The organism is Ramlibacter sp. G4-7, assembly GCF_057784995.1.
Map to the genome: position 1 here is coordinate 39046 of NZ_JBYNTT010000014.1, position 25505 is coordinate 64550.

Below are 25505 nucleotides of genomic sequence, written 5' to 3' on the forward strand. Positions count from 1 at the left end.
CGCCGCGTCAAGGAAACCCCGGTCGCGGCACGCAGATTGCTCTGATAGTGTCCTGAGCTCCGCCCGCCATCCTCCGCGCTTCCCACCGAATGTTTGCCTTCATCGTGCGCCGCTTGCTCCAGGCCGTGGTGGTCATGGTGGTGGTCGCGTTCATCGCCTTCCTGCTGTTCCAGTACGTGGGCGATCCGGTCGTGTTCCTGCTCGGGCAGGACGCGAGCCCGCAGCAGATCCGCGAGCTGCGCTCCGCCCTCGGCCTGGACCAGCCTTTCTTCGTCCAGTTCTGGCACTTCCTGCTCAACGCGGTGCAAGGGGAGTTCGGGCTCAGCCTGCGGCAGGGCGCCAAGGTGTCACGCCTCATTGCGGAGCGCCTGCCCGCCACTTTCGAGCTGGCCCTGGTCGCTGCCGTGCTCGCGCTGCTGCTGGGCGTGCCCATGGGCGTCTTCGCGGCGCTGCGCCGCGGCAGCTTCACCAGCCAGCTGTTCATGACGCTCTCGCTGCTCGGCGTGTCGCTGCCCACCTTCCTGATCGGCATCCTGCTGATCCTGCTGTTCTCCGTCACGCTCGGCTGGTTCCCCAGTTTCGGGCGGGGCGCCACCGTCCAGGTCGGCTGGTGGAGCTCGGGCCTGCTCACGCGCGACGGCTGGCACCACGTGGTGCTGCCGGCGGTGACGCTCGCGGTCTTCCAGCTGACGCTGATCATGCGGCTGGTGCGCTCGGAGATGATGGAAGTGCTGCGCACCGACTACATCAAGTTCGCGCGTGCCCGGGGCCTGCCGGACCGCGCGATCCACTTCGGCCACGCGCTGAAGAACACGCTGGTGCCGGTCATGACCATCACCGGGCTGCAGCTCGGCATGCTGATCGCCTTCGCCATCATCACCGAGACCGTGTTCCAGTGGCCCGGCATGGGGCTGCTGTTCATCCAGGCCGTGACCTTCGCCGACATCCCGGTGATGGCCGCCTACCTCTGCCTGATCGCGTTGATCTTCGTGGTGATCAACCTGGTCGTCGACCTGCTTTACTTCGCCGTCGACCCGCGCATGCGCGTGGGCACGGCGGGAGGACATTGATGCTGGCACCCGCCGCCAATCCGCGGCTCGCGCATGCGCGGCCCTTCGCGCACATTGCGCAGTTCCACCCCGAGCTCACCGCCTTCCGGCGCGACCTGCACGCGCACCCGGAGCTGGGCTTCGAAGAGGTCTACACCGCCGGGCGGGTGCAGGAGGCCCTGCGCCTGTGCGGTGTGGACGAGGTGCACGCGGGCATCGGCAAGACGGGCGTCGTCGGCGTGATCCGCGGCCGCGCGGGAACGTCCCGGCGCATGATCGGCCTGCGGGCCGACATGGACGCGCTCACCATGACCGAGAACAACGACTTCCCCTGGAAGTCGACCACCAACGGCATGATGCATGGCTGCGGCCATGACGGCCACGTCGCGATGCTGGTGGGCGCGGCGCGCTACCTGGCGGAGACGCGCAACTTCGACGGCACGGCAGTGCTGATCTTCCAGCCCGGCGAGGAAGGTTTCGCGGGTGCCAAGGCGATGATTGAGGACGGCCTGTTCCAGCGCTTCCCGGTCGAGTCGGTCTACGCCATGCACAACTGGCCCGGCCTCAAGCCGGGCAGCTTCGGCATCCGGCACCACGCGATGATGGCCTCGGCCGACCGGGTGACGATCGAGATCACCGGCAAGGGCGGCCACGGTGCGCACCCGTACCTGGCCGTCGACCCGGTGCTGGTGGCCGGGCACATCATCACCGCGGTGCAGAGCATCGTCTCGCGCAACGTGAAGGCCGTCGACGGCGCGGTCATCAGCCTGTGCGCGATGCAGGCAGGCGACCTGCATGCCATGAGCGTCATTCCGGGGAAGGCGACGCTGGTGGGCACCGTGCGCACCTTCAGCCCCGACGTGCAGGACATGATGGAGAAGCGCCTGCACGAGCTTTGCAGCGCGGTGGCGCTCGGTTTCGGTGCGACGGCCACGGTCCACTACGAGCGCATCTATCCGGCCACCATCAACACGCCGCGCGAGACCGAGTTCGCCGGCAACGTCGCGGAGTCGCTGGTCGGCCCCGAGAACGTGGTGCGCGACATGGAGCCCAGCATGGGCGCCGAGGACTTCTCCTTCATGCTGCAGGTCAAGCCGGGAGCCTACCTGCGCATCGGCCAGGGCGGCGAAGGCAGCTGCATGCTGCACATGACCCGCTACGACTTCAACGACGAGATCCTGCCGCTCGGCTCGGCCCTGCACGCGAGCCTCGTCGAACAATCCCTGCCGCCGGCGCGGGGCTGATCCGTTCCCACCCTGGGCATCACTTCCAACAAGGAGCTCGCAACATGCAGATGAAGACCCGACTGATCGCGGCTGCCGTCCTGGCAGCCGCCTCCCTGGCAGCGCAGGCGCAGACGGTGCGCATCGCCAACCAGGGCGACGCCCTGTCGATGGACCCGCATTCGCTCAACGAGTCGCTCCAGTTGTCGGTGACGAACAACGTGTACGAGCCGCTGGTGGGCCGCAACAAGGACCTGTCGCTGGCGCCGACGCTTGCGACCTCGTGGAAGCAGGTGTCCCCCACGGTCTGGCGCTTCGAACTGCGCAAGGGCGTGCAGTTCCACGACGGCACCCCCTTCACGGCGGACGACGTGATCTTCTCGCTGGCCCGCGTCGCGGGCGAAGGCTCCGACCTCAAGAGCAACGTCAACGATATCAAGGAAGTGCGCAAGGTCAACGACTACGCCGTCGACATCGAGACCAAGGCGCCCTTCCCCATCCTGGCGGACCAGCTCTCCACCACTTTCATGATGAGCAAGAAGTGGTGCGAAGCGAACCAGGCCACCCGCCCGGTGGACCGCCGCAAGGGCATCGAGAACGCCGCCTCCTTCCGCGCCAATGGCACGGGCCCGTTCCGCCTGCGCGAGCGCCAGCCCAACGTGCGGACCACCTTCGTGCGCAACGGCAGCTACTGGGGCAAGATCGACGGCAACGTCCAGGAGGTGATCTACACCCCGATCGCCAACGACGCCACCCGCGTCGCGGCGCTGCTGTCCGGCGAGGTCGACGTGATGGAGCCGGTGCCGGTGCAGGACATCGAGCGCATCAACGCCTCCCCCAACGCCAAGGTGCTGGTGGGCCCCGAGCTGCGCACCATCTTCATGGGCATGGACCAGAAGCGCGACGAGCTGCTGTATTCCAGCGTAAAGGGCAAGAACCCCTTCAAGGACAAGCGCGTGCGCCAGGCCTTCTACCAGGCCATCGACGTCGACGGCATCCAGAAGACGGTGATGCGCGGCGCCTCCAAGCCGACCGCGCTGATGGTCGGCCCCGGCATCAATGGCTTCGATGCCAGCCAGAACAAGCGGCTGCCCTACGACCCCGAGGGCGCCAAGAAGCTGCTGGCCGAGGCCGGCTACCCGAACGGCTTCGAGGTCACGCTGAACTGCCCCAACGACCGCTACGTCAACGACGCGCGCGTATGCCAGACGGTCGCCGCCAACCTCTCGCGCATCGGCGTGAAGATCAACCTGGCGGCCGAGACCAAGGGCACCTACTTCCCGAAGATCCTGCGGCGCGACACGAGCTTCTACCTGCTGGGATGGACGCCGACCACCTACGACTCGCACAACGCGCTCAATGCCTTGATGGCCTGCCCCGACGACAAGGGCACGGGCCAGTTCAACCTGGGCAGCTACTGCAACCAGAAGCTCGACCAGCTGACGCGCTCCATCCAGTCGGAAACGGACAAGGCCAAGCGCAACGCGATGATCAAGGAAGCCTTCGACATCCACACGGCCGACATCGGCCACCTGCCGCTGCACCAGCAGACGCTGGCCTGGGGCGTGAGCAAGAAGGTGGACATGGTGCAGCTCGCCGACAACTTCATGCCCTTCAAGTGGATCAGCATCAAGTCGCATTGAGCTGAAAGCACGCCGCGGGATGTATTCCCGCGGCGCTCCTTCGCATGAAACTCGTCCTCTCCCGCTGGTTCGACGGCGACATCGGCTACAGCTTCCGCACCTCGCCGCTGGCCATGGTCGCGGCCGTCATCGCCTTCGCCTGCGTCTTCGGCGCCGTCTTCGCGGAGCTGGTGGCACCGCACAACCCGTTCGACCTCACCACGCTGGAATTGAGCCACGCGCGGCTGAAGCCCTCGTTCGAGGCGCACGCCCTGCCGAACCCGCAGGATGGCGCGCGCCACTACTACCTGGGCACCGACGACCAGGGGCGCGACATCCTGTCCGCCCTGATGTACGGCGCGCGCATCTCGCTGGTGGTGGGGCTCGTGTCCGTGCTGCTGTCGATGCTGATCGGGGTGAGCCTCGGCCTGCTGGCGGGCTTCCGCGGGGGCTGGATCGACGGCTTCCTGATGCGCCTGTGCGACGTGATGCTCAGTTTCCCGGCCATCCTGGTCGCGCTGCTGATCGCCGGCGTCGGCCGCGCGCTGTTCCCCAACGCCCAGACCAGCGTCGCCTTCGGCGTGCTGATCCTGGCGATCACCCTGACCGGGTGGGTGCAGTACGCGCGCACGGTGCGCGGTTCGACGCTGGTCGAACGCAACAAGGAGTACGTGCAGGCCGCACGCGTCACGGGCGTGGCGCCCTGGCGCATCATGCTGCACCACGTTCTGCCCAACGTGACCGGGCCGGTGCTGGTGCTGGCCACCGTGCAGATCGCCACGGCCATCATCACCGAAGCCACGCTGTCCTTCCTCGGCGTCGGCGTGCCGCCCACCTCGCCTTCGCTGGGCACGCTGATCCAGGTCGGGAACAACTACCTGTTTTCCGGCGAATGGTGGATCACCGTGTTTCCCGCCATCATGCTGATCCTCATCGTGCTGTCGGTGAACCTGCTGGGCGACTGGCTGCGCGACGCCCTGAACCCCAAACTCCGATGATGACGACCCCCACGCACGACGCCGATGGCGCCGCGCTGCCCCCAGAGGGGGCGCTGGCCGGCTTGGGGCGGCCCGGCGCCGGCCCCCTGCTCCAGGTCCAGGACCTCGTGGTCGAATTCCCCACGCGCCGCGGCACGCTGCGCGCGCTGGACCGCATCTCCTTCGCGATCGCGCCGGGCGAGATCCTCGGCGTCGTCGGCGAGTCGGGGGCGGGCAAGTCGCTCACGGGCGCCGCGATCATCGGCCTGCTCGAGCCGCCGGGGCGCATCGCCTCCGGCCAGGTGATGCTCGAGGGCGAGCGCATCGACAACCTGCCGCCGGCCCGCATGCGCCACATCCGGGGTCGCAAGATCGGCGCGATCTTCCAGGATCCGCTCACCTCGCTCAACCCGCTCTACACGATAGGGCGGCAGCTGGTGGAGACGATCCAGGCACACCTGCCGGTCGACTCTGGCGAGGCCCGCCGCCGCGCCATCGCGCTGCTGGAGGACACCGGCATTTCGGCCGCCTCGGAGCGCATCGACCACTTCCCGCATCAATTTTCCGGCGGCATGCGCCAGCGCGTGGTGATCGCCCTGGCGCTCGCCGCCGAACCGAAGCTGATCGTCGCGGACGAGCCGACGACGGCGCTGGACGTGTCCATCCAGGCGCAGATCATCCAGTTGCTCAAGCGACTGTGCCGTGACCGTGGCGCCGCCGTCATGCTGATCACGCACGACATGGGCGTGATCGCCGAGACATGCGATCGCGTGGCGGTGATGTATGCGGGCCGCATCGCGGAGATCGGGCCGGTGCACGAAGTGATCAACCAGCCCGCCCACCCGTACACGCTCGGGCTCATGGCCGCCATCCCCGACATGGCAAGCGAGCGCGAGCGCCTGAACCAGATCGACGGCGCCATGCCGCGCCTGAACGCCATCCCCCCGGGTTGCGCCTACCACCCGCGCTGCCCGCGCGCCTTCGCGCGCTGCAGCCGCGAGCGGCCCGACCTGCTGCATGCGGGCGCGACGCGCGCGGCATGCTGGCTGCACGACGCGAACGCGGAGCTGCCGGCATGAACACCGTGGTCGACGGCACGCAGCCCAACCCTCTCCAGCCGGCCGGCGAAGGAGCCGTGGCTTCTCTTCCTGTCCCGCCGGGGGCGAGGGCCGGGGTGGGGGAGGTTCCCGCACCCTTGGTGCAGGCGCGCGACCTCGCCAAGACCTTCGACGTCTCCGCACCCTGGCTCAATCGCGTGCTCGAACGCAAGCCGCGCCAGCTCCTGCGCGCGGTGGACGGCGTCAGCTTCGACATCGCGCGGGGCCGGACACTGGCCCTGGTGGGCGAATCGGGCTGCGGCAAGAGCACGGTCGCGCGCCTGCTGGTGGGCCTGCACGCGCCGACCCGCGGCGGCTTCACCTTCGACGGACAGGACGCGCATGCCGCCTTCCTCACCCCGGAAGGCCGCAAGCTGCGCCGCCGCATCCAGATGATCTTCCAGGATCCGTACGCCAGCCTGAACCCGCGCTGGCGCGTGGAAGACATCGTGGCCGAGCCGCTGAAGGAACACGGCCTCATCGCCGACGCATCGCAGCGCCGCGTGCGGGTCGGCGAACTGCTGCAGTCCGTGGGCCTGGGCGCGCAGGACATGGCCAAGTTCCCGCACCAGTTCTCCGGCGGGCAGCGCCAGCGCATCTCGATCGCCCGGGCGATCGCGACGAACCCCGAGTTCCTGGTCTGCGACGAGCCCACCTCGGCCCTCGACGTCAGCGTGCAGGCGCAGGTGCTGAACATCATGAAGGACCTGCAGCGCCGGCTGGGCCTGACCTACCTCTTCATCTCGCACAACCTGGCGGTGGTGCGGCACGTGAGCGACGAGGTCGGGGTCATGTACCTCGGGCGCCTGGTCGAACTGGCCGGCAAGCACCAGCTGTTCGGGCAGCCGCAGCACCCTTACACGCGCATGCTGCTCGATGCGATCCCGAAGATGCACGACACGGGCCGCGCGCGCACGCCGGTGCAAGGCGAGGTGCCCAACCCGCTGAACCCGCCGAGCGGCTGCGCGTTCAACCCGCGCTGCCCGCATGCCAACGACCGTTGCCGCGTGGAACGGCCGGTGTTGCTGGAGATGCGGGGGGCGCGCGTGGCGTGCCACGCGGTGGAAGAGGGGCGGATCTAGGGGGCCAGCCGTGGGTGGGGTCCGCTGTCGCGCGCCGCCACCTTGCAACGGCTCACGCGTACCGCTTCGTGCGCAGGTTGTTCTTCATCTCCCGCAGCAGCGGCTGCAGCCGCCCGCCACCGATGCGCAGGGCCACTGTGGTCGCCAGCACGTCGATGATCATCAGGTGCAGCAGCCGCGACACCATGGGGCTGTAGCGGTCGTAGCCCTCGGGATGGTCGGCCGACAGGTGGATATGGCCCGCCGACGCCAGCGGGGAACCCGTCGCCGTGATGCAGATGGTGGTCGCGCCATTGCGCCGGGCGATGTCGCAGGCGTCCATCAGGTCGCGCGTGCGGCCCGAGTTGGAGATCACCACCAGGCAGTCGCCGGGCCCGAGGAGCGTGGCGCTCATCACCTGCATGTGGCCGTCGCTGTACGAGTTGGTGTTCACGCCCAGGCGGAAGAACTTGTGCTGCGCGTCCAGCGCCACCACGCCGGAATTGCCGGCGCCGTAGAACTCGATGCGCCGCCCCGTCTTGTACGTGGCGGCGAGCGCCTCGGCGGCCCTCTCGATCGCGAAGGTGGATGCGTCGTTGCGGTACTTCAGGAAGGCCGCGACCGCGTTGTCGATCACCTTGACCAGCACGTCCCCGGTCTTGTCGTCGGCATCCACGCTGCGGTGGATGAAGGGCACGCCCTCGCTCACGCTGCCCGCGAGCTTGAGCTTGAAGTCCGACAGGCCGTCGTAGCCCACGCTGCGGCAAAAGCGCACCACCGTGGGCTTGCTCACGTGGGCGCGCTCGGCCAGCTCGCTCACGGGCAGCGTGGCGAAGGAGCGCGGGTCGCCGAGGACGAGCCTGGCCACGCGCTGTTCGGCGGGCGCCAGCGAGGGCAGGGAGGCCTTGATGCGATCCAGCATGGCGGGCCTCAGCACTCCTCGGACCAGCAGAAGCCGTCGCGCGCGATCATGGCGCTGGACGGGCTCGGGCCCCAGGTGCCCGGCGTGTACGGCCGGGGACCGCGCTCGTCGTTCGCCCAGTGTTCCATGATGGGTTCGACCCAGCGCCAGGCCGCCTCCTGCTCGTCGCTGCGCACGAACAGGTTCAGGCGGCCGGCGATCACGTCGAGCAGCAGTCGCTCGTAGGCGCCCACGCGTTCGGAGCCGAAGCGCTTGTCGAAGTCCAGGTCCAGGTGCACGGGCGTGAGCGCCGGGCCGTTGCGCCGGTTCTCCTGGCCCAGGGCCAGCAGGTGCAGCTGGAGGCCGTCGCGCGGCTGCAGGTTGATCACCAGCCGGTTCCAGGTGCCGGGTGGCGTCTGGAAGATGGCGTGCGGGGTCGGGCGGAAATTCACCACGATGTGGGCCTCGCGCGCGGCCAGGCGCTTGCCGGTGCGGATGTAGAAGGGCACGCCGGCCCAGCGCCAGTTGGCGATCTCCGTGCGCAGGGCGACGAAGGTCTCCGTGCGGCTCTCCGGCGACACGCCCGGTTCCTCGCGGTAACCGGGCACGGGCTGGCCGCCCAGGGTGCCGGCCGCGTACTGCCCGCGCACGACGTGCTGGTCCAGCGCCTCGGCCGTCCAGGGGCGCAGCGACCGCAGCACCTTGAGCTTCTCGTCGCGGATGGCGTCTGCGTGCGCGTTGATCGGCGGTTCCATGGCCAGGGCGCACAGCAGTTGCAGCGCGTGGTTCTGCACCATGTCGCGCAGCGCACCCGTCTTGTCGTAGAAGGCGCCGCGCTTTTCCACGCCCATGTCCTCGGCGATCGTGATCTGGATGTTGGAGATGTGCTCGCGCCGCCACACCGGCTCGAACAGCGCGTTGCCGAAGCGCATGGCGAACAGGTTCTGCACCGCCGGCTTGCCCAGGTAGTGGTCGATGCGGAAGATCTGCCGCTCGTTGAGCACGCTGCGCACGACCTCGTTGATCTCGCGGTTGGACGCGAGGTCGTGGCCCAGCGGCTTTTCCAGCACCAGCCGCGTGTTCGGCCCGTTCAGCCCCGCCGCGGCGATCTGCCGGCACACGGTGGTGAACAGGTCCGGCGCCGTTGCCAGGTACATCACCACCGTTTCGGCCTGGCGCTCGCGCAGCATGTCGGCCAGGCGCTGGTAGTCGGCGGGCTGCGAGAGGTCCAGCCGCAGGAAGTGCAGCAGGCCCGCGAAGCGGTCGAACTCCTCCGGCGAGGGCCGCTTGGCGAGGTCGACATCGTCGAAGCGGGAGCGGATCAGCTCGCGGTACTGCGTGTCGCCGAGGTCGTCGCGGGCGACGCCGATGATGCGGCCGCCCTCGGGCAAGGTGCCGTGGCGGAAGGCCTGGAACAGCGCGGGCATGAGCTTGCGCCACGCCAGGTCGCCGGTTCCTCCGAAGAGGACGAGATCGAAACTCATGTTCTTGTCGGGCACGGGATGGATGCCCCACTGTAACTTAGTTTCATGGAAATGGGCACCACCGCGTCGCGGCGTTACCGGCCCCCGGTGCCCGGCGGCTGGTACTTTCCCCCTCCTCGGCGGACGCGGACGGCGCTTAAGCTGCGCCGGTAATTCGGTTACTCAGGAGACGAGAATGAAGAACAAGCTGGCCGGCATCGCCCTGGCCGTGGTCGCAGGCAGCGCCTGCGCGCAGGGGCAGGTGAACATCATCTGCTCGGTGCAGGCCGAGTGGTGCAACATGATGTCGACCGTGTATGCCCGCACCACGGGCACCAAGGTCAACATGACGGCGAAGGGCTCCGGCGAAGCGCTGGCGCAACTCAACGCCGAGAAGGCCAATCCCAAGACGGACATCTGGTTCGGCGGCACGGGCGACCCGCACCTGCAGGCCGCCGAACAGGGCCTCACGCTGGAATACAAGTCGCCGCAGCTGCCGCAACTCCACGCCTGGGCGCAGAAGCAGGCGGTGGACTCCGGCTACCGCACGGTGGGCGTCTACCTCGGCCCGCTCGGCTTCGGCTTCAACAAGGAGCTGCTCGCCAAGAAGAAGATGGCGGAGCCCCACAGCTGGTCGGACCTGCTGAAGCCCGAGTACAAGGGCGAGGTGCAGATGGCGAACCCTGCGTCCAGCGGCACGGCGTACACGATGATCGCGACGCTCGTCCAGCTGATGGGCGAGGAAAAGGCCTTCGACTACATGAAGGCCCTGCACCGGAACATAGGCGCGTACACGCGCTCGGGCACGGCGCCGATCAAGGCGGCCGCGCGCGGCGAGACGGCCGTCTCCATCAGTTTCGTGCACGACGTCACCACCGAAGCGGTGGGCGGCTTTCCGGTCGGCTCGGCCTTCCCGGCCGAAGGCACCGGCGCGGAGATCGGCTCCATGAGCATCGTGAAGAACGGGCCGAACGCCGAGGCCGCGAAGAAGTTCTACGAATGGGCGCTGACGCCGGGCGCGCAGCAGTTCGGCCTGGCGGCCAAGCAGTTCCAGCTCCCGAGCAACACCAGGGTGCCCCGCGATCCCCGCATGGCCGATCCGGCCAAGGTGCGCCTGATCAACTACGACTACGCCAAGTACGGGGCAAGCGCCGAGCGGCGCCGCCTCATCGCGCGCTGGGAAAAGGAAGTGAACGCGCTGCCGCGCTGAGACGGCGTGTCTTCTTCCGCGATCGTTCCCGAGGCCGCCGGCCTGCTCGCACCCGCGGCGCGGCGCCGGCGCGGCGGCCCCAATGCGCCGCTGCGCGCGTGGGCGCTGTTCGGGGCCCTCGGCTTCCTGCTCTGGCCCTGGTACGCCTTGCCGGACGCGAATGGCTTGCTCGCCTTCGCGCACGCATGGGAGGGGCCTGCGACGGCGAATGGACTGCTGCAGGCGGCCTGGCATGGGCACCCGTGGGTGTGGCTGGCCGCTGCCGGTCTGGCGTGCTGCGCGGCGGCTTCCGCGTTGCTGCCGGGGCGGGCGCAAGGCACGCTCCTGGTGGCCGGCGGGCTCGGTGCCGGAGCCCTGGTGCTTGCCGCCGGCTTCGTCTTCCGCCAGCCGGGCATGGGATGGGGCGCGGCGCTGGTGCTGACGGCCTTGTTGGTGCTGGGCAGCTTCGGCCTCGCGCGCCGGGGTCTCTTTCGCGGCGACCTGTTCGTGGCCGCCGCCGTGTGCGTGTCGGCGGCGCTGCTGGCCTTGTTCATCGTCTATCCGGTGCTCCGGGCACTGGCGGATGCCTTCTTCGCCGAGAACGGGCAGTTCGCCCCTTCCTCGTTCGTCGCGCGCACGGCCAACGAGCGCAACTTCGGGCTCGGCTGCCTCGCCGGCGGCACGCGCTGCGGCGTCGCCTGGAACACCTTGTTCCTGGCGGTGCTCACCGGCACCAGCACCACCGTCCTGGGAACGCTGATGGCGCTGGCGGCCGAGCGCGGCGAACGGCGCTTCGCGCGCCCGCTCGGCATCGTCGCCATGCTCCCCATCATCACGCCGCCCTTCGTGGTGGGGCTCGGACTCATCCTGCTGTTCGGGCGCGCGGGGCTGGCGAACCAGTTGCTCGAATGGGCGTTCGGCGTCACGCCCACGCGCTGGTTCTACGGCTGGATCGGCGTCTGGATCGCCCAGACCTTCGCGTTCACGCCGATTGCGTTCATGATCCTGCGCGGCGTCGTGCAGGGCATCGCGCCCAGCCTGGAGGAAGCCGCACAGACCTTGCGGGCGGATGCGGCGGGCACCTTCCGCACGGTGACGCTGCCGCTGCTGCGTCCGGGCCTCGCGAATGCCTTCCTGGTCGGATTCATCGAGAGCATGGCGGACTTCGGCAACCCGATCGTGGTCGGCGGCCAGTTCTCCGTGCTGTCCACGGAAATCTTCTTCGCGATCGTCGGCGCCCAGTTCGACCCGGGACGCGCCGCCTCGCTGGCGTGGCTGCTCACGCTGTTCGCCCTGGCCGTCTTCGCCCTGCAGCGCCTGGTGCTCGGGCGGCGCAGCTACACCACGGTGGGCGGCAAGGGCGATGCGGGCGTGCCCATGCCCTTGCCGCGCGGCGTGCGCCGGCTGGTCAACGGGATCGCGCTGCCCTGGATGGCCTTCACGCTGCTGGTCTACCTGTTCGCCTTCGCCGGCGGTTTCGTGCAGACCTGGGGGCGTGACTACACGCCGACGCTCGCGCACTTCCGCACCGCGTTCGCCTTCGAGTGGGGCACGTTCGGCGCGGTATGGGCCGGCACGGCGTGGAGCTCGTTTTTCACCACGCTCAAGCTGGCGGCGATCTCTGCGCCGCTGACGGCGACGCTCGGACTGCTGATCGCCTGGCTGCTGGCGCGCACGCGCTTTCGCGGCCAGGGACTGTTCGAGTTCTCGGCGCTGCTCGCCTTCGCCATCCCCGGCACCGTGCTGGGCGTGAGCTACATCCTCGCCTTCAACGTGCCCCCCATCGAGCTGACCGGCACCGGTGCGGTGATCGTGCTGTGCTTCCTGTTCCGCAACCTGCCGGTGGGCGTGCGCGCGGGGACGGCGGCCTTCCAGCAGCTGGACAAGTCGCTGGACGAGGCTTCGATGATGCTGCGCGCCTCCACGTTCGCGACGCTGCGCCACGTGGTGCTGCCCCTGCTCAAGCCGGCCATCGTGGCGGCGCTGGTCTACAGCTTCGTGCGCGCGATCACCACCGTGTCGGCCGTCATCTTCCTGGTCACGGCGGAGAACGAGCTGGCCACCACCTACATCATCGGCCGCGTCGGCAACGGCGACTACGGCGTCGCACTGGCCTACTGCACGGTGCTGATCGCGCTCATGAGCCTCGCCACCGCCGCCATCCAGTGGATCGTCGGCGAGCGGCGCCTGGGCCGCCGTGTCGCAGCGCCGGTCTTGCCGGTCGCCAGGGGAGCATGAAGTGAACGCCACGCCAGGCATCGCCTTTCGCAACGTGTCCAAGCGCTATGGCGACGATCCTTCGGCGCCCCTCGCGGTGCGCGAGGTCAGCTTCGAGGTGCCGCGCGGCACGCTGACGACCATCCTGGGCCCCTCCGGCTGCGGCAAGACGACGACCTTGCGCATGATCGCGGGGCTCGAGACGCCGAGCAGCGGCCAGGTTCTGATCGACGGCCACGACGTCACGCTCCTGGGTCCGGCCGATCGCAACGTGAGCATGATGTTCCAGAGCTACGCGCTCTTCCCGCACATGGACGTGCTGGAGAATGTGGGCTACGGCCTGCGCATGTCGGGCGTGCCGCGCGATCAGGCCCGCCAGCGCGCCACCGACGCCTTGCGCAACGTGGGTCTGGTCGGCTTCGACCGCCGCCTGCCCAGCGAGCTTTCCGGCGGGCAGCAGCAGCGGGTGGCGCTCGCCCGGGCGCTGGTGCTGGAGCCGTCGGTGCTCCTCTTCGACGAGCCACTGTCGAACCTGGACGCACGCCTGCGCCGCGAGATGCGCGAGGAAATCCGCGCGCTGCAGCAGCGGCTGCAGCTCACCGTCGCCTACGTCACCCACGACCAGAGCGAAGCGCTCGCGGTGAGCGACCGCATCCTCGTGATGGACCGCGGCGGCATCGCGCAGCAGGGCGCGCCGCAGGAACTGTATGAAACCCCGGCGAGCGAGTTCGTCGCCGCCTTCATGGGCGAGGCCATGTTGTTCCAGGCGCGCGCCGACGAGGCCGGCCACGTGCAGCTCGGGCCCTTGCGCATCGCGCCGCGGCATGCCGTGCGGGCGGGCGCGGTCAAGGTGGCGGTGCGGCCGGAAGCGTGGCAGGTGGGCCCGCCCGGCGACGGCCTGCCGGCGCGCCTGGTGAAAAGGGCCTACCTGGGCAGCAACTACGAGTACACCTTCGACACCGAGATCGGCCCGGTCTTCGTCATTTCTTCGGACCTGGCGCGCGTGCTCGGCCTTGGCAGCGACGTGAGCCTGCAGCTCGCGTCGCACGGCGTGTCCGTCGTGCGGGCCGGCCCCGCTGCCTGAGCCCGGGTGCCGGGTGCGGGACGGATAATCCCGGCATGAACCAACTGGACGCCCTCAAGCAGTACACCACGGTCGTCGCCGACACGGGCGACTTCCGGCAGCTCGCCCATTACCACCCGCAGGACGCGACCACCAACCCGTCGCTGATCCTGAAGGCCGTGCAGAAGCCCGAGTACGCGCACCTGCTGCAGGAGACCGTGCAGAAGTTTCGCGGCAAGCCCCTGGACGAGGTGATGGACCGCCTCATCGTGCGCTTCGGCACGGAAATCCTGAAGCTGGTGCCGGGGCGCGTGTCGACCGAGGTGGACGCGCGCCTGAGCTTCGACACCGAAGCGACCTTCAGCCGCGGCGAGCGCCTGATCGAGCTGTACCAGGCCGAGGGCGTGCCGGTGGACCGCGTGCTGATCAAGGTGGCGTCCACCTGGGAAGGCATCCAGGCGGCGAAGAAGCTGCAGCAGCGCGGCATCAGCACCAACCTCACCCTGCTGTTCTCCTTCTGCCAGGCCGTGGCCTGCGCCGAAGCGGGCGTGCAACTGATCTCGCCCTTCGTTGGCCGCATCTACGACTGGTACAAGAAGAGCGCGGGCGCGGCGTGGGACGAGGCGGCCAGCGCCGGGAGCAACGATCCGGGCGTCAAGTCCGTGCGGCAGATCTATCTGTATTACAAGCACTTCGGCATCGCGACCGAAGTGATGGGCGCCAGCTTCCGCAACATCGGCCAGATCCGTGCGCTGGCGGGGTGCGACCTGTTGACGATCAGCCCGGAACTGATGGCCGAACTGAAGAACTCCGACGCACCCCTGCAGCGCGCGCTGGACCCGGCGCAGGCGAAGGCCGCGGACATCCAGCGCGTGCAGTATGACGAGCGGCAGTTCCGCTGGGCGCTCAACGAGGACGCCATGGCCAGCGAGAAACTGGGCGAGGGCATCCGCGCATTCGCTGGCGATGCTGTCAAGCTCGAAAAGCTGATGCAGTCATGAACCGCCCCCGCTGCGACGAGACGAAGGCCTGGCGCAAGCTGCACGAGCGCTTCCGTGAAGCGGGAGAAGCGTTCGACCTGCGCGAAGCCTTCCAGCACGACCCGGGCCGCGTGGCGGGTTTCAGCCAGCAGGCGCCGCACATCTTCGCGGACCTCTCGAAAAACCTGCTGGACCCGCTGACCGAGGACCTGCTGCTGGACCTGGCGCGCGAGACCGGCCTGGAGGCCTGGCGCGACGCGATGTTCGCCGGCGAACGCATCAACAACACCGAAAACCGCGCGGTCAAGCACTGGCTGCTGCGCGCGCCGCGCGATGCGCGCGATCCCGATTCGGTCGCGGTGCACGAAACGCTGGACGCGATGCTCGGCTATGCGGAGCGCGTGCGCTCGGACGGCGCCATCACCGACGTCGTCAACATCGGCATCGGCGGCTCCGACCTCGGGCCGCAGATGGTGGTCGCCGCCCTGGAGAGCTTCGGCATCCCGGGCAAGCGCTTCCACTTCGTGTCCAACATCGACGGCCACGAGCTCGACGCGGTGCTCAAGCGGGTGCGCCCGGAGGCCACGCTGTTCCTGGTTGCTTCGAAAACCTTCACCACGCTGGAGACGATGACCAACGCGCGCTCGGCGCGTGCGTGGTTCGAGCGGCAGGGTGGCCGGGACGTCGCGCGCCATTTCGCCGCGCTCACCACCAACGTGGAGGCCGCGCGCGAGTTCGGCATCACCACCACCTTCGGCTTCTGGGACTGGGTGGGCGGCCGCTATTCGCTGTGGTCCGCCATCGGCCTGCCGGTGGCCATCGCCGTCGGCGCGCAAGGTTTCCGTGACCTGCTGGCCGGCGCCCATGCGATGGACACGCACTTCCGCACCGAGCCGCTGGCGCGCAACCTGCCCGCGCGGCTGGGCCTGCTCGACGTGTGGTACCGCGACTTCCACGGTTTCGCCAGCCGCGGCATCGCGCCCTACCACAGCGCCTTGCGCCGGCTGCCTGCGTACCTGCAGCAGCTGGAAATGGAGAGCAACGGCAAGAGCGTGGATGCGCAAGGCCAGCCGCTGCCCTTCGCCACCTCGCCTGTTCTCTGGGGCGAGCCGGGCACCAACGGCCAGCACGCCTACTTCCAGATGCTGCACCAGGGCACGGACCGCGTGCCGGTGGAGTTCATCGCCGTGCGCCAGCCCGCGCATGCGCTGGCCGGCCACCACGAGCTGCTGCTGGCCAATGCGCTGGCGCAGGCGCAGGCGCTGATGCAGGGCAAGGCGGACGCGGGCGGGCACCGCAACTTCCCCGGCAACCGGCCCAGCACCTTCTTCCTGCTGGACGCGCTCACGCCCGCTTCGCTGGGTTCGCTGGTCGCGCTGCACGAGCACCGCGTGTTCACCAGCGGCGCGATCTGGGGCATCGACAGTTTCGACCAGTGGGGCGTGGAGCTGGGCAAGGTGCTGGCCACGGACATCGCCAAGCGGCTGGCTTCGGGCGAAGTCCAGGGCCTGGACCCGTCCACGGCCGGACTGGTGCAGCGCCTGCGCGGGGCCTGAGTGGGCGCACGCGTGGCGGCCTTGCGCGCGGCAGCGCTGTGCCTGGTCGCCGCATTCGGGCAGGCGCGCGCGCAGACCGCGCCGGCAACGACGGTCCTGCGCGAGGGGGACGCGGTGGTCTTTCGCGGCCGCATCGATCGCGAGGCCGCGCGCGAGTTCCTGCGGCTCAGCGAAGACCCGGCGGTGCTGCGCCTGGTGATCCGCTCGCAAGGCGGCCTCGTCGACGCCGCACTCGACATGGCGGAGGCGGTGCACGACCGCGGCCTCGACGTCGAGGTGGACGGCACCTGCCTGTCCTCCTGCGCCAATTACGTGTTCCCGGCGGGGCGGCGCAAGCTGTTGTCCGGGCCCGCCGCCGTCGGCTGGCACGGCAACATGGCGCACGTGCTGTACCGGGCACAGCGCGGCGAGGAGAGCTGGAACGAGGAACTGATGGCGCAGGCCCGCACCCTGGCGCGCCGCGAAGAGGCCTTCTTCGGCCGCATCGGCGTCGACGGCTTCGTGTGCTGGTTCGGCAAGATCGCGCCGTATGCCGAGCCGGAGTTCTACGCGCTCTCGCCGCAGGACATGGCGCGCTTCGGCATCCGCGACGTGGCGGTGCGCGATCCCGGGCAGGCGCCATCGGACGGCGTGCGCATGCTGGCGGTGGATCCCGCGGTGCTCGAGCGCGACCGTGCCGGGCTCCGCCTGCAGCAGTAAGCGGCCGCTCGGGCTTCGCGGGCGGTTATAGTGCCGCCTGCATTTGTACGCATGGATTGCGCGCGCTCGGCGGGGGTCGAGGCTGCGCACGAGGCATGAGCAACACCAGGATCCCTGACGAGGTCCGCCGCTTCATCCTGACCAGCATTCCCTCCGTGCCGTATCTGGAGGCCTTGCTGTTGCTGCGCGCCGAACCCGCGCGGCCCTGGGATTCGCATCGGCTGGCGGCCCGTCTCTACACCGGCGAAGGGCAGGCGCTCGACTTGCTGCAGGCGATGCAGCAGGCGGGCGTCACGCGTCCTCTCGACGACGGCAGCTTCTGCTATGCGCCGGGGCACGGCGAACTGCAGGGGCTGATCGACGCGCTGGCCGAGACGTACTCGCACGACCTGGTGGGCGTCACCGACCTGATCCACTCGCGGCTGGACAAGCGGGCGCAGAAGTTCGCGGACGCGTTCCGCTGGAAGAAGGAGGGTGATTGATGGCGTCCCTGATCTATTCCCTGTGCGCGCTCACCAGCCTGACCTGCCTGCTGCTGCTGTGGCGCAGCTATCGCGCCACGGGCGCGCGCCTGCTGTTCTGGAGCGCCGCCTGCTTCCTGCTGCTGACCGTGAACAACGTGCTGCTGGTCCTGGACAAGGTCGTGTTCCCGGTGGAGGTCGACCTGGGCCTGGGGCGCCTGGCGGCCGCACTGGCGGCCGTGGCGCTGCTGCTGTTCGGGCTCGTGTGGGAGGAAGAGTAGATGGAGCAGCTGCTCAGCGGAGCGATCGCGGCCGGCTCGGCCTTCGCCGGCCTGTTCTTCTTCCGCTTCTGGCACCAGACCCGCGACCGCTTCTTCCTGTTCTTCGCCGGCTCCTTCTGGCTGGAAGCGCTGAACCGGGTGGCGTTGGTGCTGGTGGAGCATGCCAGCGAGCACGAGCCGCTGTTCTACGCCGTGCGCCTGGTCGCCTACGGGCTGATCCTCGCCGCCATCTGGCAGAAGAACCGCGGCGGACGCTAGCCGCTGCAGATGGGCAACCCGCCGCCCGGCGGGGAATTGAATCCAACCGCCGGATTGTCGCGTAGCTTCGGGCATGGACTCCCCGAACGACCCGCGCCTGATCGAGCTGCTGGAAAGCATCGCATCGGCCACGCTGCCGCTGGCCGGCCGCGAGCAGGCCTTCCAGGCTTTTTACGACCTCACCTGCTCCAAGATGTATGGGCTTGCCGTGCGCGTGGTGGGCAATCGCGAATGGGCCGAGGACGTGCTGCAGGAGGCTTACCTGCAGGTGTGGCGCGTGGCCGGCACCTACCGCAGCAGCCTGAGCCCGCCACTGGCCTGGCTGGGCATCCTGGTGCGCAGCCGGGCGCTGGACTTCCTGCGGCGGCGCACCAGCGAACGCGCCGACGCGGCCCTGGAGCTGGACGACGCGCTGGCCGAGACGCTGCCGGGCGACGGCGCCAACCCCATGGACACGCGGCAGGCGAGCGAGGCGGCCCGGGCGCTGCACGAGTGCCTGCGCAAGCTCGAAGCCAGGCAGCGCGAGGTGGTAAGCCTGGCCTACCTGCGCGACCTGAGCCACGGCGAGCTCGCCGAGCAACTCAAGCTGCCCCTGGGCACCGTCAAGACCTGGATCCGCCGCGGCCTGGAGCAACTGCGCGGCTGCATGTCGCGTTACGCCTGAGGAGGACCGGCATGGACCTGATGCGATCCCCCGAAATCGCCGACCGGCTCGCCGCGGCGTACGCGCTGGGCACCTTGCGCGGCCGCGCCCGCCGCCGCTTCGAAGCGCTGGCGCGCCAGAGCCCGACCCTGCGCGCCCATGCCATCGTCTGGCAGGAACGACTCGCCGCCATGACCGAACTGCAGCCGGAAGAACAGCCCAGCCCCAACGTCTGGCGCCGCATCGCGATCGCGCTGCGCAACGAAGCGCAGCCTGCGGCGCCCCGCGCAGCGCCGCGCGCCGGCTTCTGGCGCGGCGCCGCCCTGTCGGGGGCCTTCGCGGCCCTCGTGGCCTTCATGCTCGCCGGTTACCTGGGGACGCAGCTCACGCAGATGAGCGCCACGCCGGAGATCCGCTACGTCGCCATGCTGCAGGACGAGCGCTCCGCGCCGGCCATGCTGGTCACCTTCGACGCGCGCCACGGCACGCTGACGCTCAAGCGCATGGGCAACTACCAGGAGGCCGCCGACCGCTCGCTGCAACTGTGGGCGCTGCCGGCCTCGGGCGGCCCGCAGTCGCTGGGCGTGCTGCCGGGCGGCGCGTCGATCACGCTCACGGCGGTGGAAGGGCAGTTGCGCGAGATGCCCGCGCTCGCCGTCAGCCTGGAACCCAAGGGCGGCGCCCCCGCCGGCAGCGGGCCGACCGGGCCGGTGCTCTTCAAGGGGCCGTGGATGCCGACGACATGAGCTCGGTGTACTGCGCGCCGGTGAGCGACCCGGCCTGCGCGAAGCCACCGACGAAGCGCGCCGAGCGTGGAGTGATGCGCAACAGCGAGAAGTCGGCGAAGCCGAACATGGGCTCGCTGGCCGGAAAGCGCGCGAGATAGGCGTCGCGCGCAGCTTCGTAGCCGGGCGAATCCGGCGCGAGCGTCTGCGCCTGGCCTTGCAGCGTCAGGCGCGCGAGCGCCTGCGGCGGCTCGTCCGCGGCGCGCTCGGCCATCACCATCGCGCTGACGCCGGGGTGCTCTTCCATGTCACGGGTGTGGCTTGCGAGCCGGCTCACGTGCACGACCAGCGCGCCATCCGGCAGCAACGCATACGGCACCATCGAGACGAAGGGCTCGCCCTTGTGCAAGGTGCCCAGCGCGGCGACCTCCTGGCGGAACAGCAGCGCGCGCAAGGCCTGGGCTTGTCTTGCATCCATCCTTGCACCATACCGCAGGTCCATCGCGGCGGCCGCACCCTGACAATCCCGACATGGCCCATCCCTTCCAGTGCCGCTGCGGCACGGTCCACGGCGAGATCCTCCACACGGAGCGCAGCTTGCGTGCCGCGTGCTACTGCCGCGACTGCCAGGCGTATGCGCACCTGCTCGGGCAGGGCGCACAGGTGCTGGACGCCAACGGCGGCACCGAGGTCGTCATCGCGCGGTCCCCGGATGTGCGCATCCATGGCGGGCGGGAGCAGCTGGCCTGCCTGTCGCTGTCGCCGCGCGGCCTGCTGCGCTGGTACGCGCGCTGCTGCGACACGCCCATCGCGAACACCCCGCGCGACTGGCGGCTGCCTTACGTGGGCATGGTGCACACCTGCCTGCACCGGCCGCGGCCGCTGGAGCAAGCCTTTCCGCGGGTGCAACTGCGCGTGAACACGAAGAGCGCCCACGGCACGCCGCCGGCCTCGTCACGCGCCGCGGGCGTGGCGCGCTTCCTGCGCATGGCGCTGCGGCTCGCGTCGGCGCGGCTGGCGGGAGCGTATCGCCGCACGCCCTTCTTCGATCACGAAGGCGCGCCGGTGGCGGCGGTGAAGGTGGTGGATCGGCCGGCGCTTCAGGCTGCGCGGCGGCGGGCGGAGGATCCGCCGTGAAGGGCGCTTGACTGCCCGGCAGGAGAGCTTGGCGCGCCTGGCGGCCTGCGCTCAGGCGTTGCGTTTGCCCCCGGCCCGGGGTGCGGCGTCGATGTCCTCGCGCGCGCCGTTGCTGCTTTCACGACGCGGGAAGCGCGGCGGGACGGGCATGAGCTCCTTCAGCTTTGTTTCCAATTCCGACATCGAGTCTTCCCACATGCTCCAGTCGTCCTGCGAATTGCCTTCGCACACGACCACCGGCAACGGTCCGTAGTAACGCCCCGGCTCTTCGGGGACCGTGAGCGGGTCCTCGGCGGGCGCGGAAGCGGGCGGCTCCCGGTGGCGGGCCGCTGTCGGCGTCGGATCGTGACGCTTGAACCAATTGAACATCGGCTGAATCCCTTTCGACCGGAACAAACCGGCCGGCACGCGATGACGGTGTCTTGCACCGGCTCCTTCTCCGCGGGCCATTCTGGACGGCCCCGTCGCAGCGTCAAGGGAGAAACCTTGTGCGCCGCTGGCACCTGGGAAGCACCGGAAAGATATGCAAGAGATGCCGTGAAGCAAGAAAGCAAATGCAACCTGCACTTCAAGAGGCTTCAGGCCCATCGCGCCTTTTCGCTCAGGCGCAGGAGGCTGCGTCGCTCAGGGGCGGCGCTTCTTGCTCACGCTGGCGAAAGGGTCCAGGTCGTCCAGCTTGCTCGGACGGGTGTCGCGCACGTGGATGCGCGAGTCGGGCGGCAGGCCCTGCATCTGGCTGTCGAGTGCGGTCATGGAGTCTTCCCACATGCTCCAGTCGGCCTGCGTGTTGCCTTCGCCAAGCACTTCGGGCAGTTTGTCAGGCACCGTGGGGTCGGGCAGGGAGGAGCTGGTGGCGCGCTTGTGCCGAGGCGGCGCGGCACGCTTGGGCGTGCTGTCCACTTCCGGCCGAACCTGGCGCTTGAACCACTTGAACATCAGGGGACTCCAGAGCCGGTGCTCCGGCGCGCGCTGCGCAGGCGCGCCGGTTTCTTGCTCCCTGCCCCGCATTCTGGCCAGCCCATCCGTGGCGTCAAGGGAGACGTTGCGCGGCAGCGTCAGGGTGCCGGCAGCACGATCTCCACCCTGGCGCCGCCCAGCGATCCCCGCCCCAGCCGCAGTTCGCCGTGGTGGCTGGCCACCAGGTCGTTGACCACCGCCAGGCCGACGCCGTGCCCGGGCACGCGCTCGTCGCCGCGCACGTGGATCTGCAGCACCGACTGCGTGTCGCCGAAGCCGGGGCCGTCGTCCTCCACGCGGATCCACAGCTTGCCGTCCTCCCGCCACGCGCGCGCGGCGACGCGCGAACGCGCCCACTTGGCCGCGTTGTCCATCACGTTGCCGATCACCTCGAACAGGTCGCCTTCGTCGATGCGCCAAGTGAGGTCCGGCGCGCAGTCGGTTGCGAGGGCGAGCTTCTTTTCGGCGTAGACCTTGGCCAGCGCGTCGCGCACGCGGTCCAGCACCGGCGCGAGCAGCACGGGCGGCGCGAAGCGGGTCGCTCCGCCGGCCCCGGCGCGCCCGAGCTGGTGCTGCACGATGTCGTCCATGCGCGCGACCTGTTCGCGCACTGTGAGGGGCAGCTGCTGCGGCTCGTTCAGTGCATTGCGCAGCACCGCCAGCGGGGTCTTCAGGCTGTGCGCGAGGAAGCTGAGGGCTTCCTTGTAGCGGCCCTGGCGCACACGCTCCTGCCGCAGCAGCGTGTTCAGGTTGTCGGTGAGCGGCGCGATCTCGGTCGGGTAACGGCCTTCGACCTCGTGCTGTTCGCCCCCTTCGATGCGGCGGATCTCCGCGGCAACGTGCGCCAGGGGCTTGAGTCCCCACCGCAGCAGCAGGATCTGCGCCAGCAGGAGCAGCAGGCCGGCGCCGCCCAGCCACAACCACAGCGTGCGCGCGAAGATGGCGATCTCGCGGTCGAACTCCGTGCGGTCCTCTACGACCGACAACACCAGCGGCGCCTGGCTGCTGCCGGTCGCCCAGTTGACGCCATAGCTCATGGCCAGGTAGCCGTGCGCACCTCCGGGCAGCACCTCGCTGCGCCATTGGCCGGTCCTGACGTCGCGGATGCGAAACGGCGGGTTGACCCCGACGCTCGAAGGCGAGCGCCACTGCTCCTGGCGCTGCACGTTCCAGATGCTGGCGTACAGGCCCGACTGGGGCAGCGACAGCCGCGGCTCCGCGAAGCCGACGGGCATCGCCAATGCGCCGGATTCATCGAGTTCGGCGCGGGCGAGCAGCAGGTAGACGGTGCCCTGCAGCCGGCTGAAATGCACGGCCCGCACGCTGTCGGCGTGGGCGCGTTGCACGGCGAAGCCGGCACCGGCCATGAAGGCGACCAGCACCAGTGCGGCGCCGAGGAGGAGGCGGGCCCGGATCGAGTAGCCGGGCGTCATCCCAGCGTGAAGCGGTAACCCCGGCCACGCACCGTCTCGATCGGTGCGAGCTTGCCTTCGGGATCGAGCTTGCGGCGCAGCCGCCCGATCAGCACCTCCAGCACGTTGCTGTCGCGGTCTTCGCCGTGCGGGTAGAGATAGTCGGACAGCTCGGACTTGGTCACCACGCGGGCGCGCTGGCGCACCAGGTATTCGAGCAGCCGGTACTCGTAGGCCGTGAGCTCCAGCGCAGCGCCATCGAGCGTGACGGCCTGCGCCGAGAAATCGATGGCCACGGGTCCCAGCGCGAGCACGTCGCTGGCCGCATGGAGGGAGCGGCGCAGCAGCGCCTTCACGCGCGCGGCCAGTTCCGGGTATTCGAAGGGCTTGGTCAGGTAGTCGTCGGCACCGGCTTCCAGGCCGCTGACCTTGTCCTGCCAGCTGCTGCGCGCCGTGAGGATCAGCAAGGGCATGGTGCTGCCCGCGGCGCGCAGGCGCTGCACGATGGTCAGGCCGTTGATCTTGGGCAGGCCGAGGTCGACGATGACCAGGTCGAACGGATATTCCTGCGCCAGGAAGAGGCCTTCCTCGCCGTCCTTCGCCTGGTCGACTCGGTAGCCCTCTGCTTCCAGCTGGCGCGCCAGCGGCAGGCGCAGGGCCGCGTCGTCCTCGACGATCAGCAGGCGCATCTCAGCGCGACGGCCCCGAGCCCGCGTCCACCATGACCACGCGCACCTCGCCGCGCGGGGTGAGGACCTTCACCCGCCACATCGCACGGCCGCCCGCGTCCACGCGCTCCACGGAGAGCACGCGCCCGCCGGTCTCGCGCTGCGCCACCTGGGCGGCTTCGTCGCGGCTGACGCTCGCCCAGGCGGGCAGCCCGGAGGCGGCCAGCAGGACGGCGCAGAGGAGGGCACGGACAGGCTTCACGGCTTGCGGAGGGTCAGGACGAAATCAACGGCGATGGTACTCCCGCTCTTCCAGCGGGGTGACGGACACGCGCACCGGCAGGCTCTGGCCCGGCTGCTCGCGCATGAAGGTGACGTACTGGTTGCCGCGGTACTCGTAGGTCACGCGGTAGCCGCTGGCGCGCTGCTGCATGTCGACCACGGTGTGGCAGCTGCGCACCTCGCGCGGGGGCGCCTGCACGACCTGCTGCGGGGCGGTGTTGCTGTTCTGCAGGCGGTCGCCGGTGATGGCGCCGATCACGGCGCCGGCGGCGGTGGCCGCCTCCCGGCCGTGGCCCTTGCCGACCTGGTTGCCCAGGATGCCGCCGGCCACGCCGCCGATGACGGCGCCGCCGTAGCCGCGCTCGCCGCCGACGACCTGCGGGGCGTCCTGGACGTACTGGGTGGCGCACTCCTGGCGCGGCACCTGCACGGTCTCGTACTGGGGCTGCACGTCCTGGACACGAGCGCGGTCGACGAAGCTGGGCGCCTGCGCCGGCACGGGCGAGACGACAGCCTGGGCCTGGGCGGCGAGGGCGCCGGTGGCGGCCAGGGCGAAAAGGGCGATGCGTTTCATTGCGGGACCTCCGTGGTTCGTTGTATTGGTGAGCTTAGGCGCGCTCGTGTGAACGCATGCTGAACGGATGTGAGGGTCCGTTCAGCAGTGCGCTTTTACCAACGGCGGCCGTCGTCGCGGCGGTCGTCGCCGCGGCCGTCGTGTTCGTGGTTGCGGTCGCCCCAGCCGTTGCCTGGGCGCGAGTTCACCACGTCGAAGGTCCAGGTCTGGCGCGTGAGGTTGCCGGCGCGATCGCTCACGGTGAGTTCCGCCGTGTGGCGGCCGGCCTGCAGGTCGTCGCGGTATTCGATGCCGTCGGCGTCGAGGCGGCTGTCGCGGGTGACGTCACGCCCGTCCACCCGCAGGCGCACGGAGCCCGGGTCCACGCCGGCGCGGTCGTCGCGGTACTGGGCAGAGATGCGGGTGCGGCCACGTTCGGAAACGCGCTCGCCGTTGGCCGGGAACAGGCCGGCGATCTCCGGGCCGCGGCTGTCACGCACCTCGCGCACGGGAGCCGGCGGGGGCGGCGGCGGCAGGTTGCGGGGGCCTTGCGGCACGACGACCGGCGCGGTGGCCAGGACGGCGGCACCGGGGAACAGCGTGCCGGAGCCGCCCAGGCGTGCCATCGCTTCCTCGTTCTGCGTGCGCACCTTGGCGGTGGCGGCCAGCACGAGGCGGGGGTCGTGGATCGGCGGGATGACGTACTCCACCTCGTACACGCCCGGCTTCACTTCCTTCATCGCCACCTCCGGCGGATGGATGCCGGGCACGTGCAGGCTCGCGTAGCCGCCCTGCAGGCCTGTGAGGCGGAAGGTCAGCACTTCACCGTGTTGCGGCTTGCCGATCAGCTCGAAGCGCTCGATCAGCTCCTGCGGCGAATGGTGGTGGGGCGTCCAGGCGACGTGCGCGGAAGCGGACAGCGGTACGAAAGCTGCGCCCATCGATGCGAGAAGGATGGCCGCGGCGGCGCCGCGGGGGCTGAGACGTGATTGCATGAAAACCTCCCTTTGATGTGGAACTGGGTACAGCTT

The 25505-nt window shown here is 69.7% G+C and carries 28 protein-coding genes; 18 read left to right on the forward strand and 10 right to left on the reverse strand.

Features of this window, described 5'->3' with window-relative positions:
• Positions 1-89: 89 nt before the first annotated feature.
• The 6 genes from AC3EGR_RS18805 to AC3EGR_RS18830 are packed head-to-tail and all read left to right on the forward strand — an operon-like array spanning position 90 to position 7050.
• Positions 90-1070: an ABC transporter permease gene (locus AC3EGR_RS18805; protein ID WP_488548040.1), complete on the forward strand. Its 981-nt coding sequence runs from the start codon at positions 90-92 to the stop codon at positions 1068-1070.
• Positions 1070-2293, forward strand: coding sequence for a M20 aminoacylase family protein (locus AC3EGR_RS18810; RefSeq protein WP_488548041.1), 1224 nt, complete (start codon positions 1070-1072; stop codon positions 2291-2293). The genes AC3EGR_RS18805 and AC3EGR_RS18810 overlap by 1 nt, the downstream gene beginning before the upstream one ends.
• 44 nt (positions 2294-2337) lie before the next feature.
• On the forward strand, positions 2338-3915 hold the full coding sequence (locus AC3EGR_RS18815) for an ABC transporter substrate-binding protein (RefSeq protein ID WP_488548042.1): 1578 nt from the start codon (positions 2338-2340) through the stop codon (positions 3913-3915).
• A 44-nt stretch (positions 3916-3959) separates the two neighbouring features.
• Positions 3960-4892 carry an ABC transporter permease gene (locus tag AC3EGR_RS18820; RefSeq protein ID WP_488548043.1) on the forward strand — a complete coding sequence of 311 codons (933 nt, stop codon included), beginning with the start codon at positions 3960-3962 and terminating at the stop codon, positions 4890-4892.
• Positions 4889-5950, forward strand: a complete 1062-nt coding sequence (locus AC3EGR_RS18825) for an ABC transporter ATP-binding protein (protein ID WP_488548044.1) — start codon at positions 4889-4891, stop codon at positions 5948-5950. The genes AC3EGR_RS18820 and AC3EGR_RS18825 overlap by 4 nt, the downstream gene beginning before the upstream one ends.
• The gene (locus AC3EGR_RS18830) at positions 5947-7050 is read left to right on the forward strand and encodes an ABC transporter ATP-binding protein (RefSeq protein ID WP_488548045.1); all 1104 of its coding nucleotides are present in this window, start codon (positions 5947-5949) and stop codon (positions 7048-7050) included. Before AC3EGR_RS18825 ends, AC3EGR_RS18830 begins: the two co-directional genes overlap by 4 nt.
• Positions 7051-7102: 52 nt before the next feature.
• Here the strand turns inward: AC3EGR_RS18830 and AC3EGR_RS18835 are convergent, their stop codons facing one another.
• Both AC3EGR_RS18835 and zwf read right to left on the reverse strand, forming a co-directional pair.
• The gene (locus AC3EGR_RS18835; RefSeq protein ID WP_488548046.1) at positions 7103-7951 is read right to left on the reverse strand and encodes a MurR/RpiR family transcriptional regulator; all 849 of its coding nucleotides are present in this window, start codon (positions 7949-7951) and stop codon (positions 7103-7105) included.
• 8 nt (positions 7952-7959) lie between these two features.
• Complete coding sequence (gene zwf, locus AC3EGR_RS18840) at positions 7960-9414, reverse strand: glucose-6-phosphate dehydrogenase (RefSeq protein ID WP_488548135.1); 1455 nt, start codon at positions 9412-9414, stop codon at positions 7960-7962.
• Between the two features lie 175 nt (positions 9415-9589).
• Between zwf and AC3EGR_RS18845 the strand changes: the two genes are divergently transcribed.
• The 11 genes from AC3EGR_RS18845 (at position 9590) to AC3EGR_RS18895 (ending at position 19486) form a co-directional block, all read left to right on the forward strand.
• Entirely contained in the window at positions 9590-10603 is a 1014-nt protein-coding gene (locus tag AC3EGR_RS18845) for an ABC transporter substrate-binding protein (protein WP_488548047.1), read from the forward strand.
• A gap of 6 nt (positions 10604-10609) precedes the next feature.
• On the forward strand, positions 10610-12820 hold the full coding sequence (locus AC3EGR_RS18850) for an ABC transporter permease (RefSeq protein WP_488548048.1): 2211 nt from the start codon (positions 10610-10612) through the stop codon (positions 12818-12820).
• Between the two features lies 1 nt (position 12821).
• A complete protein-coding gene (locus tag AC3EGR_RS18855; protein WP_488548049.1) occupies positions 12822-13883 on the forward strand; it encodes an ABC transporter ATP-binding protein in 1062 nt (353 codons plus the stop codon).
• A 35-nt stretch (positions 13884-13918) separates the two neighbouring features.
• A complete protein-coding gene (gene tal / locus AC3EGR_RS18860; protein ID WP_488548050.1) occupies positions 13919-14863 on the forward strand; it encodes a transaldolase in 945 nt (314 codons plus the stop codon).
• The gene (gene pgi / locus AC3EGR_RS18865; RefSeq protein WP_488548051.1) at positions 14860-16398 is read left to right on the forward strand and encodes a glucose-6-phosphate isomerase; all 1539 of its coding nucleotides are present in this window, start codon (positions 14860-14862) and stop codon (positions 16396-16398) included. Before tal ends, pgi begins: the two co-directional genes overlap by 4 nt.
• 12 nt (positions 16399-16410) lie before the next feature.
• Entirely contained in the window at positions 16411-17097 is a 687-nt protein-coding gene (locus AC3EGR_RS18870; protein WP_488548052.1) for a hypothetical protein, read from the forward strand.
• Between the two features lie 95 nt (positions 17098-17192).
• A complete protein-coding gene (locus AC3EGR_RS18875) occupies positions 17193-17579 on the forward strand; it encodes a hypothetical protein (RefSeq protein WP_488548053.1) in 387 nt (128 codons plus the stop codon).
• A complete protein-coding gene (locus AC3EGR_RS18880) occupies positions 17579-17839 on the forward strand; it encodes a DUF5985 family protein (protein WP_488548054.1) in 261 nt (86 codons plus the stop codon). Before AC3EGR_RS18875 ends, AC3EGR_RS18880 begins: the two co-directional genes overlap by 1 nt.
• Positions 17840-18097 carry a DUF5985 family protein gene (locus AC3EGR_RS18885; protein ID WP_488548055.1) on the forward strand — a complete coding sequence of 86 codons (258 nt, stop codon included), beginning with the start codon at positions 17840-17842 and terminating at the stop codon, positions 18095-18097.
• 73 nt (positions 18098-18170) lie between these two features.
• On the forward strand, positions 18171-18761 hold the full coding sequence (locus tag AC3EGR_RS18890) for an RNA polymerase sigma factor (protein WP_488548056.1): 591 nt from the start codon (positions 18171-18173) through the stop codon (positions 18759-18761).
• Between the two features lie 11 nt (positions 18762-18772).
• Positions 18773-19486: an anti-sigma factor gene (locus tag AC3EGR_RS18895; RefSeq protein ID WP_488548057.1), complete on the forward strand. Its 714-nt coding sequence runs from the start codon at positions 18773-18775 to the stop codon at positions 19484-19486.
• On the opposite strand, the gene AC3EGR_RS18900 is transcribed toward AC3EGR_RS18895, so the two are convergent.
• Positions 19458-19943: a HugZ family pyridoxamine 5'-phosphate oxidase gene (locus AC3EGR_RS18900; RefSeq protein WP_488548058.1), complete on the reverse strand. Its 486-nt coding sequence runs from the start codon at positions 19941-19943 to the stop codon at positions 19458-19460. The two genes, AC3EGR_RS18895 and AC3EGR_RS18900, sit on opposite strands and share 29 nt — an antisense overlap.
• A gap of 53 nt (positions 19944-19996) precedes the next feature.
• On the opposite strand from AC3EGR_RS18900, the gene AC3EGR_RS18905 reads away from it, so the two are divergent.
• Positions 19997-20602 carry a DUF6151 family protein gene (locus tag AC3EGR_RS18905; protein WP_488548059.1) on the forward strand — a complete coding sequence of 202 codons (606 nt, stop codon included), beginning with the start codon at positions 19997-19999 and terminating at the stop codon, positions 20600-20602.
• Between the two features lie 51 nt (positions 20603-20653).
• Here the strand turns inward: AC3EGR_RS18905 and AC3EGR_RS18910 are convergent, their stop codons facing one another.
• The 7 genes from AC3EGR_RS18910 to AC3EGR_RS18940 all read right to left on the reverse strand — a co-directional run bounded on the left by AC3EGR_RS18910 (position 20654) and on the right by AC3EGR_RS18940 (position 25469).
• The gene (locus AC3EGR_RS18910; protein ID WP_488548060.1) at positions 20654-20971 is read right to left on the reverse strand and encodes a hypothetical protein; all 318 of its coding nucleotides are present in this window, start codon (positions 20969-20971) and stop codon (positions 20654-20656) included.
• 255 nt (positions 20972-21226) lie between these two features.
• A complete protein-coding gene (locus tag AC3EGR_RS18915) occupies positions 21227-21538 on the reverse strand; it encodes a hypothetical protein (protein WP_488548061.1) in 312 nt (103 codons plus the stop codon).
• A 119-nt stretch (positions 21539-21657) separates the two neighbouring features.
• Entirely contained in the window at positions 21658-22992 is a 1335-nt protein-coding gene (locus AC3EGR_RS18920; RefSeq protein ID WP_488548062.1) for an ATP-binding protein, read from the reverse strand.
• Positions 22989-23660, reverse strand: a complete 672-nt coding sequence (locus AC3EGR_RS18925) for a response regulator transcription factor (RefSeq protein ID WP_488548063.1) — start codon at positions 23658-23660, stop codon at positions 22989-22991. Before AC3EGR_RS18925 ends, AC3EGR_RS18920 begins: the two co-directional genes overlap by 4 nt.
• Before the next feature lies 1 nt (position 23661).
• Positions 23662-23901: a PepSY domain-containing protein gene (locus AC3EGR_RS18930; protein ID WP_488548064.1), complete on the reverse strand. Its 240-nt coding sequence runs from the start codon at positions 23899-23901 to the stop codon at positions 23662-23664.
• A 24-nt stretch (positions 23902-23925) separates the two neighbouring features.
• Positions 23926-24495 carry a glycine zipper 2TM domain-containing protein gene (locus AC3EGR_RS18935; RefSeq protein WP_488548065.1) on the reverse strand — a complete coding sequence of 190 codons (570 nt, stop codon included), beginning with the start codon at positions 24493-24495 and terminating at the stop codon, positions 23926-23928.
• 95 nt (positions 24496-24590) lie between these two features.
• Complete coding sequence (locus AC3EGR_RS18940; protein ID WP_488548066.1) at positions 24591-25469, reverse strand: hypothetical protein; 879 nt, start codon at positions 25467-25469, stop codon at positions 24591-24593.
• Positions 25470-25505: the final 36 nt, after the last annotated feature.

Coding starts and splice junctions, on each gene's coding strand:
- AC3EGR_RS18900 (WP_488548058.1), bottom strand. CDS start 19,943: ATGGATGCAAGACAAGCCCAGGCCTTGCGCGCGCTGCTGTTCCGCCAG.
- AC3EGR_RS18810 (WP_488548041.1), top strand. CDS start 1,070: ATGCTGGCACCCGCCGCCAATCCGCGGCTCGCGCATGCGCGGCCCTTC.
- AC3EGR_RS18875 (WP_488548053.1), top strand. CDS start 17,193: ATGAGCAACACCAGGATCCCTGACGAGGTCCGCCGCTTCATCCTGACC.
- AC3EGR_RS18940 (WP_488548066.1), bottom strand. CDS start 25,469: ATGCAATCACGTCTCAGCCCCCGCGGCGCCGCCGCGGCCATCCTTCTC.
- AC3EGR_RS18880 (WP_488548054.1), top strand. CDS start 17,579: ATGGCGTCCCTGATCTATTCCCTGTGCGCGCTCACCAGCCTGACCTGC.
- tal (WP_488548050.1), top strand. CDS start 13,919: ATGAACCAACTGGACGCCCTCAAGCAGTACACCACGGTCGTCGCCGAC.
- AC3EGR_RS18835 (WP_488548046.1), bottom strand. CDS start 7,951: ATGCTGGATCGCATCAAGGCCTCCCTGCCCTCGCTGGCGCCCGCCGAA.
- AC3EGR_RS18805 (WP_488548040.1), top strand. CDS start 90: ATGTTTGCCTTCATCGTGCGCCGCTTGCTCCAGGCCGTGGTGGTCATG.
- AC3EGR_RS18910 (WP_488548060.1), bottom strand. CDS start 20,971: ATGTTCAATTGGTTCAAGCGTCACGATCCGACGCCGACAGCGGCCCGC.
- AC3EGR_RS18905 (WP_488548059.1), top strand. CDS start 19,997: ATGGCCCATCCCTTCCAGTGCCGCTGCGGCACGGTCCACGGCGAGATC.
- AC3EGR_RS18915 (WP_488548061.1), bottom strand. CDS start 21,538: ATGTTCAAGTGGTTCAAGCGCCAGGTTCGGCCGGAAGTGGACAGCACG.
- pgi (WP_488548051.1), top strand. CDS start 14,860: ATGAACCGCCCCCGCTGCGACGAGACGAAGGCCTGGCGCAAGCTGCAC.
- AC3EGR_RS18845 (WP_488548047.1), top strand. CDS start 9,590: ATGAAGAACAAGCTGGCCGGCATCGCCCTGGCCGTGGTCGCAGGCAGC.
- AC3EGR_RS18890 (WP_488548056.1), top strand. CDS start 18,171: ATGGACTCCCCGAACGACCCGCGCCTGATCGAGCTGCTGGAAAGCATC.
- AC3EGR_RS18935 (WP_488548065.1), bottom strand. CDS start 24,495: ATGAAACGCATCGCCCTTTTCGCCCTGGCCGCCACCGGCGCCCTCGCC.
- AC3EGR_RS18830 (WP_488548045.1), top strand. CDS start 5,947: ATGAACACCGTGGTCGACGGCACGCAGCCCAACCCTCTCCAGCCGGCC.
- AC3EGR_RS18820 (WP_488548043.1), top strand. CDS start 3,960: ATGAAACTCGTCCTCTCCCGCTGGTTCGACGGCGACATCGGCTACAGC.
- AC3EGR_RS18825 (WP_488548044.1), top strand. CDS start 4,889: ATGATGACGACCCCCACGCACGACGCCGATGGCGCCGCGCTGCCCCCA.
- AC3EGR_RS18920 (WP_488548062.1), bottom strand. CDS start 22,992: ATGACGCCCGGCTACTCGATCCGGGCCCGCCTCCTCCTCGGCGCCGCA.
- AC3EGR_RS18895 (WP_488548057.1), top strand. CDS start 18,773: ATGGACCTGATGCGATCCCCCGAAATCGCCGACCGGCTCGCCGCGGCG.
- AC3EGR_RS18925 (WP_488548063.1), bottom strand. CDS start 23,660: ATGCGCCTGCTGATCGTCGAGGACGACGCGGCCCTGCGCCTGCCGCTG.
- AC3EGR_RS18885 (WP_488548055.1), top strand. CDS start 17,840: ATGGAGCAGCTGCTCAGCGGAGCGATCGCGGCCGGCTCGGCCTTCGCC.
- AC3EGR_RS18815 (WP_488548042.1), top strand. CDS start 2,338: ATGCAGATGAAGACCCGACTGATCGCGGCTGCCGTCCTGGCAGCCGCC.
- zwf (WP_488548135.1), bottom strand. CDS start 9,414: ATGAGTTTCGATCTCGTCCTCTTCGGAGGAACCGGCGACCTGGCGTGG.